The organism is Moorena sp. SIO3E8, from assembly GCF_010692445.1.
Lineage (GTDB): Bacteria > Cyanobacteriota > Cyanobacteriia > Cyanobacteriales > Coleofasciculaceae > Moorena > Moorena bouillonii.
The window spans coordinates 36,665-46,314 of sequence record NZ_JAAHHM010000051.1 but is presented as its reverse complement, the minus strand read 5'-3'; the positions used below and the strand labels follow the sequence as shown (position 1 = coordinate 46,314).

General features: G+C 43.1%; 7 protein-coding genes. 1 reads left to right on the top strand and 6 read right to left on the bottom strand.

Features of this window, described 5'->3' with window-relative positions:
• Positions 1-159: 159 nt before the first annotated feature.
• Together F6K46_RS21010 and F6K46_RS21005 are read right to left on the bottom strand one after the other, a co-directional pair.
• Complete coding sequence (locus F6K46_RS21010; RefSeq protein WP_293023693.1) at positions 160-450, bottom strand: cupin domain-containing protein; 291 nt, start codon at positions 448-450, stop codon at positions 160-162.
• A gap of 122 nt (positions 451-572) precedes the next feature.
• The gene (locus F6K46_RS21005; RefSeq protein WP_293023696.1) at positions 573-1,190 is read right to left on the bottom strand and encodes a hypothetical protein; all 618 of its coding nucleotides are present in this window, start codon (positions 1,188-1,190) and stop codon (positions 573-575) included.
• Positions 1,191-1,823: 633 nt separating this feature from the next.
• On the opposite strand from F6K46_RS21005, the gene F6K46_RS21000 reads away from it, so the two are divergent.
• Positions 1,824-2,705: an alpha/beta hydrolase gene (locus F6K46_RS21000; RefSeq protein WP_293057486.1), complete on the top strand. Its 882-nt coding sequence runs from the start codon at positions 1,824-1,826 to the stop codon at positions 2,703-2,705.
• Positions 2,706-2,914: 209 nt separating this feature from the next.
• Here the strand turns inward: F6K46_RS21000 and F6K46_RS20995 are convergent, their stop codons facing one another.
• From F6K46_RS20995 to F6K46_RS20980, 4 genes are all read right to left on the bottom strand, one after another.
• Entirely contained in the window at positions 2,915-3,775 is an 861-nt protein-coding gene (locus F6K46_RS20995; protein WP_293057483.1) for an FkbM family methyltransferase, read from the bottom strand.
• Positions 3,776-3,805: 30 nt separating this feature from the next.
• A complete protein-coding gene (locus F6K46_RS20990) occupies positions 3,806-5,920 on the bottom strand; it encodes a nucleotide-binding protein (RefSeq protein WP_293057480.1) in 2,115 nt (704 codons plus the stop codon).
• 407 nt (positions 5,921-6,327) lie between these two features.
• Positions 6,328-7,161, bottom strand: a complete 834-nt coding sequence (locus tag F6K46_RS20985; RefSeq protein ID WP_293057477.1) for a PIG-L family deacetylase — start codon at positions 7,159-7,161, stop codon at positions 6,328-6,330.
• 211 nt (positions 7,162-7,372) lie between these two features.
• Positions 7,373-9,457 carry a glycosyltransferase gene (locus F6K46_RS20980; protein ID WP_293057474.1) on the bottom strand — a complete coding sequence of 695 codons (2,085 nt, stop codon included), beginning with the start codon at positions 9,455-9,457 and terminating at the stop codon, positions 7,373-7,375.
• Positions 9,458-9,650 lie beyond the last annotated feature (193 nt).

Here is a 9,650-nt window from a genome sequence, read left to right as displayed (position 1 = left end):
TTATTGAATTTTGCCCCCCTAGCCCCCCAATTCTGGGGGGAACAAGAATCCATTTGCTGGTAAAAGTCCCCCAAAATTGGGGGATTTAGGGGGCTTGGATGTAGCAAATGAGACTTCTCAGACAACCTCTAAAATCTTATACAAAATTCCCTCAAACTTCTAGCCAAATTGATAGTGTTTTCTAACATTAGATAGAATCTTCCAGGTGCAAGACATTCCAGCTGGGAAAGTTACCAAATCTCCTTTGGCAATTTGAACTGGTTCACCGCCATCTGGGGTGACAACTACTTCACCCTCTAGCAAGTAACACGTTTCTGGATCATCATAAGTCCAGGGAAATTCCGAGACTTCCTTTGTCCAAATTGGCCAATTTGAGACACCTAAGTTATCAAGATGCTCTTCGCTAGGACGTTCAATCAGAATCTTATTGATATTGGTCGGTTTAGACATACTTTTGAGATTTTAACCGTTTTCAGTGGTAAGCTTTCATTTTCATCAAACCAATCAGCTAATACCCATAACCTGATAGCTGATAGCTGACGGCTGAGAGCTGACCGCTGAATGCTTACATCCTAATCATATAGGGCATCAAGCAAAAACTTGGTAATTTTACTTTCCTCCATCGTTGACAAAAGCTTAGTGTCCGCAATGTCTAACTTAGCTCCCGCAGCATGTAAATCATCATCTAAAGCCGTTAGAAAACCACGAGTAATGGGATCGTCCCCCACTTGGGCAAACATCACACCCAGTTCTTCCTGAGAATCCATCTTCTTAGTTGCTGCCACTAGCAATTTGACTAGAGCCATCCGTGGCTTTGGTTCACTATCGAGGATGACGATAATAATGTCACCGTTTGCTTTTGTCTGCTGGCGGGATTTACGGCTAAAGTGATCATCAACTGCAACTTTGAGCGGCTCAACCAGATTGATGCTGTCTGAACCATAGGGCTGCTCAAAGAGGTCAACTAATGCCTGACTAGTGGTGTTGTCATATTTTTGATAGGGAGTAGATGCAATGTAAATAGTGAGTCCGTCTGGATCGAGTTCCTCACATTTCTTTGCCAAGGCGATAATAGACTCCTGAGCTAGCAACCACTGCTTGTCTAGTCCAGGCAGGGTTCCAAAGGTTTTAGAGGCATTTCTAGCCAGAATTATAGTGTAGTCTCGGTTTTGCAATAGGTCTTGAGACACAGTTATCCTCTGATCTCCATTTGGATTTTATCCTAAGTTTTCCCAGAAATCCTGATCAGATCCAATCAGGAGTTGGGAGAGTCTGGTTGAAAATGCTATTTTTCTATAGCTAAGTAGTCGGAAACAATTAACGTTAACTGTTAAGACTTGAGAAGTTCTGGTCTCGGAATAGGGAACAGCAACGGTTTGATAAAATTCAAATTTATTAACATAGTTTAAAAAAAATTTATAGCGTTTCTCGTAGTAATGATATCTATAGCAATTCTAGGACTTATGAGGTACAAATATCTAGGTTTTAGGGAGCAGGGAGCAGGGAGCAGGGAGCAGGGAGCAGGGAGCAGGTAAAAGAGAAGAGGCAAGAGCCAATATTCAAACAATTATGTGTACCTCATGAGTCCTAAAAACGTTATAGCAATTCTAAATCATTTGTAAAATCAGCAAAATCACAATTTTGGCGCTTTGTAGGCAGGGTTTACTGCAACCGTTACCCTTGCATCAATCCATAGGTCTGTTAGTTCCTATGAATCAGGGTAGGCTATTGAATCAAACCCCGCTCGGGTAAGCACTGACTAACATAATTGCGCTTGTGAGGGGGAAAATCAGGATTGTCCTCTGATTACAGCAATTCAACTGATGTTTCCTGATTTTCTTCCCTCCAACACCGAGCAGCTAGTTGAGTCTAGCTCGATTGTTCTTGCTCAGAGTATTGAGCGTCAAGCTATCTCAACTCCCCTGAGTCCACAGGCCATTGCCACAACTTACGTTAATCAGGGTAAGGGTGGCACGCCGATTCTGTTACTCCATGGCTTCGATAGTTCCCTGCTAGAATTACGCCGCTTGCTACCACTGCTGGCTCAGGAAAATGAAAGCTGGGCAGTGGATTTGTTGGGTTTTGGGTTTACGGATCGCATGGCAGGGACTCCATTTAGTCCAAATGCGATCGCAACCCATCTCTATTATTTCTGGAAAACCCTGATTAGAACACCAGTGATTGTAGTCGGAGCCTCGATGGGAGGTGCAGCGGCGATTGATTTTACCCTCACTTACCCCCAGGTAGTTAAACAGTTAGTATTAATAGATAGCGCTGGCTGTACCAAGGCTCCCCCGATTGGGAAGTTCTTATTTCCTCCCTTAGGCTACCTAGCGACAGCATTTTTGGCTAATCCCAAGGTAAGACAAAGTATAAGTAGAAACGCTTACTATGATAAAGGTTGGGCCTCTGAAGATGCCCGAATTTGTGCTGCATTGCACCTAGAAATGCCTGGTTGGAATCAAGCCTTGATTGCGTTTACCAAAAGTGGTGGTTATGGTGATTTTGGAGATAAGCTGGCTCAGATTAGCCAGCCAACTCTAATTTTGTGGGGTGACCATGACCAAATTTTAGGGACTGCTGCTGCTAGTAAGTTTAAGGATGCGATCGCACAATCTCAATTAATCTGGATTAAAGACTGTGGTCATGTGCCTCACTTGGAACAAGCTCAAGTTACTGCTGAGCATATTTTAGAATTTGCTTAGAATTCGTAAGCTATCAGCTATCAGCTATCAGCTATCAGCTATCAGCTATCAGCTATCAGCTATCAGCTATCAGCTATCAGCTATCAGCCATTAGCTTATGCGCTATGGGCACGCTACTTTACGAACAGCTTTTGAATACAATAAGCTGACCACTAACGGCTGACGGCTGACAGCTGACGGCTGAATGCTTACTACAAAAAATAGCATTTTCAATTTAGATTTGAAAACGCGATCGCATGTCCAACATACCAGGGGATATTGGGATAAGCTGGTTCCAGGGGCATGATTTTATATCCTAGAGAGTTAATAAACATCTCAATGCTTTGATTTTTCAGTTTGAAGGACTCTTGATTCCCATCATCTACTTCATAAATCAGGATGGGCTGATATTCTTTAATAGTTTGGAGCATCCCCCTTAAAACATTAATTTCTGCTCCTTCCACATCGATTTTCACGACCGTTGGGGGTTTCAAAGTTTTTTGGGACACCAAATCATCAATAGACACAAGGTCAACTGTCATTTCACCCCTGAGATCTGGAGGTGTACCCGCTGTAGCTAAAGTAGCTCCCCCTGAATGATGGGCTAGCAACAATTCTCCGGTTCCGGTTGATTCAGAAACTGCTTGTGGGAAAACAGTAACATTGGAGAAACTATTAAGCTCCACATTCCGTAGAATAATGTCAGCATTGTTTGGGACTGGCTCAAACGCATAAACCTGTCCATATGGCCCAACTAGCTTCGCAGCAATAATAGTAAAAAAGCCAATATTGGCACCGATATCATAGAAGATATGATCATGGTTTAAGCAGCTTGCTAAGGCTTTCTGAAGTGGAAGTTCATAGGTACCACGTGCAAAATCAGGATTAGAACCATCCCCATGGAATTTTAGTCCTGCACCTACTCCATTGTTAAGGGTTACCTGTTGATTGCTTATAGCAAGTCTTATACCCATGAGGTACAAATCTCTGGGTTTTAGGGAGCAGGGAGCAGGGAGCAGGGAGCAGGGAGCAGGGAGCAGGGAAGAGGGAAGAGGGAAGAGGGAAGAGGGAAAAACTAATGTGTACCTCATAGCTATGAGAAACGCTATAAATTCATTAGTCTAAACCTTTGCTACAAAATTTTGAAATACACTTCCTGTATCATTTCCCCATTCCCAGTTAGCGACAATCCCAACTCGATTAATTCTAAGACGCGCCGCATCTGGATAAACATCTGTCAGGGCACGATACAATAGTGGTTCATCATTGATGAATATCATGTAATTCATGCCATCAAAAATCATGCGGAGCCGATGGGAGACACCCCAGGAAATGCGTTTACCCACATTTGTCCAGACAGCATCAAATAATTCTTCAAAGCCATTGAGATAGAAAAAGGAAGACATTGAAGCACCACCGTAACAGTCATCTAACCAGTTATTGATAGTGATATAATTGTCAGCATCCTGCCAAAAGATAAACCCTCCACGACCTTTTTCTCCCTGTCCTCGTCTAGTTCCAGGGGGAGTAATGTCTACCTGTAAATCCGCTATGTCTGGGTGATCCCAATCAATGGTGTAGGCAGTGCGACCTGGATTAGGATGTTTAGCATCAGCTTGGACTTTGGCTGTACTATTCCCAGTCAGCTCAATTACCCCTAGCCCAATATTCCGATGCCAGACTTTGCTACCACTAGTAGTGGTTTTTCCCATCAAGTCCCCAGCTGCACCAGCAAAATCTTCAGTGATAGCCATTTCGGTACCCTCTACTACCCAAGGGGAGCCCAGGTCGAGTTCAGAAGGAATAGGGATAGTGCGTGGGTGAGCCTCAAAGGAGCGAAAATACAGACTATTATTAGGGTTAATCCCACCGATGCCAACACCGGTAGCGTTTTCCAGGCGGGTATCTGTAAAGCACTTATTAAAGACCAACTTGCCATTGAGATACAGGCTAAAGGTCTTACCATCATCCAATATCTGTAAGGAGTTGATTGCTAAGGGCTGTAAATACCATAGATCGCTAACAGCTAAACATTCCCAGCTATCATGGTCTTGAATCATAAGTTGACATTTGTCCCCGTCTGCTAGGAAACTCCAGAATTGGTTTTGATCCTGAACACGCCACACAATGCGGACTCCAGTTATCTGAGTAGAGGTTTCGACCAGCAAATGGATTAGCCCAGAGGGTGTGGGACACTCCAACATGGCGACGCTATCCGGTTGAGTGGCTCTAGCACCATCAGCTGTTAACTCATAACTTCCTTGAGACACACTCCAGAAACCACCCTTGTCGGCTTCAGCACCATCTAGCAAACCATCACCAATTAGGTCATCTGCCACCTGAGCTGTACCGTACCAGGTGGCGATGTCTGAAATTTGGGCTACATTAGCGCCATATATTCGCGTATCGACTTCAAAACCATTCTGTCCCAGAATACTTTGGTATACACCAGCATATACTGTCGCATCATCATTGAAAGGATCAATAGCAATGGGACGCATGTTAGGGTAAGCCGCAAGACCATGAGCATTAGGAACAGAAGCAGCATAATAGGCAGCTCCCTTTTCCCGCAGAACTACGATGTAATAAACCTGGAGATTTTGTAAGCCCCTAAATGCTGAGAGCAGATATCCCCCCAACCGAGTCCACAACTCTCCATTTTCTGCCCCAGTGGCATGAACAATAAAGGCACTTCCCTCTGCAGTTGGGTCAACAGGAACTTCCCTGGGGAACCAACCCACTGCGAGATTCTCATCAATATTGGGCAATGTAAACGGTTTGAAATATCTGGAAATTCTGGAGGTACTACGAATCCACCATAGGAGCTTTCGCAACATCCTGCTTTTTCCCTGACTGGAAGTCCAACGCAGAAGTCGTTTAGCCGGTTTATCTGTCTCAGGACCAATCATCCACCGATGGAGTCGTTCTGTCAGGGGCTCAATCCTTTCCGTCTGGGATGTATTATGACCATTGCTCAGAAACACTGCAAAGGCCAGTCCATTGGTACGGGTGTACGGACCATAAGCAATGCCCTGTCTGCCCCACGCAGGTTTTAGCAGGGGCTGGAGACGTAATGCGCCATTGTCAATCCCAATCAGCTTTTCGACATCTATACCCTTACGAACTGCACCACTGGGAGTTTTAGTACCAATGGTTTTACCTGCACAACAGTTGTCTGAGAATGAGTCTGTGAAGGATTTGTTTACTAAATTTTCTGGTGGATTTAATTGTTGCATGTTGTTACTTCTTTATAGCAAGTATTATACCCATGAGGTACAAATCTCTGGGTTTTAGGGAGCAGGGAGCAGGGAGCAGGGAGCAGGGAAGAGGGAAGAGGGAAGAGGGAAGAGGGAAGAGGGAAAAAATAATGTGTACCTCATAGCTATGATAAAAGCTATATATAGTGTTTTTAAATGAGATGTGAAACTAGGATTGATGGAAATTATGACTTCCCTAATCCCTACTCCCTAATCCCTACTTCCTACTCCCTATCCAATTGAGAAGATAAACAAAAAATAAAATGGATATATGATGCCCCATATATCCAGAACTGATATGACTGATAAAAATCTTGAACACTCTTGTTAATTATGATTTCATGATTATCTTGAATGAAGTTGCCAAATTGCCTAATTTATCGCTACTATTCAGAATTATGAGTCAAACTATATCGACGAAATAATTCATAGTTTTGAAAAAAGCAGTCTAAAAACTCCCCCTCTGAAACATCTCTCAAGGTTAGCCAGCGTGGATGAGTAATGAGTGGTTTCATTTGAGATTGATGTTGGTCTAGGGCAGTACGTTTGATATCAAAAACATCACCAATATAGACAGATAATCTAAAATCATTCAGTAAACGAAACCCTGACATGATGGTTTTTTTAAAAAAGGAGACCAGGTTTGGTTTACTCCCTTCCACCCTTGTCCAAGGCCAGTGATTCCAGAACCATATAGGATACTCATAAACTGTCACATCAAATTTAATTGTTTTGAGTGCAGCTACGACAATTTCATTGGTAGCATTATGGTCAGACACCCCATCGTTGTAGTAGGGAATAAAAATTTCTTCAGGAAGATACTTAAGAATAATTTTTGCAACGTTTTGGATAGCAAACTTTCTGGTTTTATCTAATGTTCCATCTTTGAATTCCAGGAAGAGCACATCATGCTGTTGCAGACCAAGTTTTTGAGCGGCTGCTAAGGCTTCATTAGCACGTATTGATTTTACCTGATTTTCTGGAATCAGATGAGCATGAGATTGACACCCATCTGTCATAAAAACAATTTTTACATCGGCTCCGGCTTGCTTTTTACGGATAATTGTTCCACCACAGCCAAGGGTTTCATCATCCTGATGGGGTGAAAAAATAATTGCCGAGCGTCTTAGATTACTTCTGTCATACTCAACTCTGGTTCTATGGATTAGAAAACGATAAAACTGGCGTACCAGAGTTTTTAAGGATAATTTATTGTTCATTTTTAACTTGTCACTTGTTACTATTCTCTGATCCGAAGTTCAACAGGGTGCATCTCATTTTTGGTGTTTGAGCCGGTGGTGCGTTACGGGGCGGACTTTCCCAAGGCTGGCTACGAGGCTGAAAATGACGGCGAGCCCCCCTAACGCACCCTACGCAACTGATAGCTGATAGCTGTTGGCGTAGCCTGCGCGTAGCGCATATGCTTACCTTTCAAAGAATAGTCTTGTACTGCGTAAGTAAATCATCAACAACTTTCTCGAAAGAAAATAGTTCAACCGCTCGCTGATGTCCAGCTTGTCCCATAGATGTTCTAAGTTCTTGGTCAGAAAGAAGTTGCAAGATGGCCTCTGCTAAAGCATCAGCATTACTCCGTTCAACCAGCAGACCTGTCTTACCATCTTCCACAATCTCGGGAAAAGCACCAGCTTGGGTAGCAATAACGGGAAGACCTGCAACCATAGCTTCCACAATTGGCATCCCAAATGCTTCGTGACATACTGACGGAAATACAAAAATGTCTGCCTGCTGATAATAATTGACTAATTTGGATTGAGGAAGGGAGCCAGTGAAGGATACTTGACTGGCTAGATCAGCACCAAAGTGATCATTTAATTCGGACAGGTATCGTCTCACGTAACCTATCCAACTTTCATCACCGTAGAATGACGCTAATTCTGCGACTTTGGAGTCATCACTTAATCCGACAATATAGTCGTAGGGTAATGCACCTACAGGACCAACGATATCAAGTTTGGTTTGAGGGCAGCGCTCAAGCACTTTTTTAAACGCCTCTAATAAGACATGGGATCCTTTTTCTGGAGATACTCTCCCCACGTACAGTAATCGTTTAGCAGGATTGTTGGTGCTGCCATTTTCCTGATTATCGTTGACATAGAAATTCATGAAGCGATCAAGGTTTACCCCATTAAAAACCGGCTGACAGCGCTCGGCAAATTTAGGAAAACGCTGGCGAATCCCTTCTGTGATATACTTACTAGTACCAATAACTAAATCTACCTTACTAAGCCGCTTTTCTAGAATTTTGTGATCCAGTTGGGTCAACCACTCACAATGCATGTGCAGGGCAATTTTTATTCCTGGGTTCAAGGCTCGTATCACTGGAATAAACTGAGATAAGTTGTGAATGTGAACAACATCACATTCCTGTTTTATCAAGTCATTGGCTACCTGTAAAATATATCCGAGGTAATAGAGTTGGGAGCCAAATATAGTAAGTTTTTGATTCTGGAATACTGGAATTTTTTCCAGATAGTTTAGCAGTTTTTTATCCCGACCTATGGGAATATATCGATAATCTACTCCGTCATGACTTGCCGTATTAAAGCGTTCTCCTGGTGTATAGACAATAACATCACCATCTTGAACTAAAAGACGCACGAATTCATAGGTCAAAATACCGATGGAATCCATCGGATTTGGAAATGATGTCATCACAAAGGGTTGACAGACAAATGCTATCTTTAATCGTTTCTTAGAATCTGCTCCGTTTAATTGATGATTTAATTTGTTGTTTAATTTGTTTTGCTCTCGGTCAATCCTAGCTAATTTATTTTGGACTAAAGTTGTGTAGACTACAGTGTTACTGGGATTGAGTTTGAGGACATTGTTATAGGACGCGATCGCATCATCTAATTTGCCTTGTTCTTGGAGAGCAACTCCCAAGGTATAATGACTGTTGACCAAGTCTGGCTGTATTGCGATCGCATTCCGATAGTAGGCGACCGCAGTCTTCAAATCGCCTCCTATTTTCCGACTAACGCCCAAATCGTGATTTAAGGCAGCGTAGTAGGCGTGTTTGTCTTGGGCAAGCTGCCCTTGAGCGTGGAGTGCATTACCCAAATTCACATCAGCTTCAGCACAGTTGGGCTGAATTTCCAAAGCTTTTTGATAGCATGCGATCGCATTTTCCCACTTGCCTTGTTGTTGTAGAGCATAGCCAAAGTTGTTGTAAAGCGCTACCGAGTTCGGCTGTAGGGCTAACGCTCGCTGATAAGCTTCCACTGCTTCTGACAATTGACCTTGAGCTTGACGCAAATTGCCTAAACTGAACCAAGCCTTGAAAGACTCCGGATTGACAAGGAGGGTTGTATTGAAAAACTCCTCAGCAGTTTGGTACTTACCTACCTGTTGTGCTAGCATTCCTAACCCATACAAGGCATCTGGTTGGTTAGGTATTCCTGCTAGAATCTGACGATAAACTTGCTCAGCTTCGACCAAGCGATTGGCTCGATGATATTGAAGAGCAACTTGAAGTGCTTCAGAAAGTTGTGTCACTGTTGTAATCCTAATTTTTTATTTTTTAATTGGTAATTGGTAATTGAAAACTGCTGTAACTAGGGTGTGTCTTCTTGCCTCGGAGATCCCCCTAAATCCCCCTTAAAAAAGGGGGACTTTGAGTATGGCTCCCCCCTTTTTTAAGGGGGGCTGGGGGGGATCATAATCTTGCGGAAAACTTTGAAAACACGCC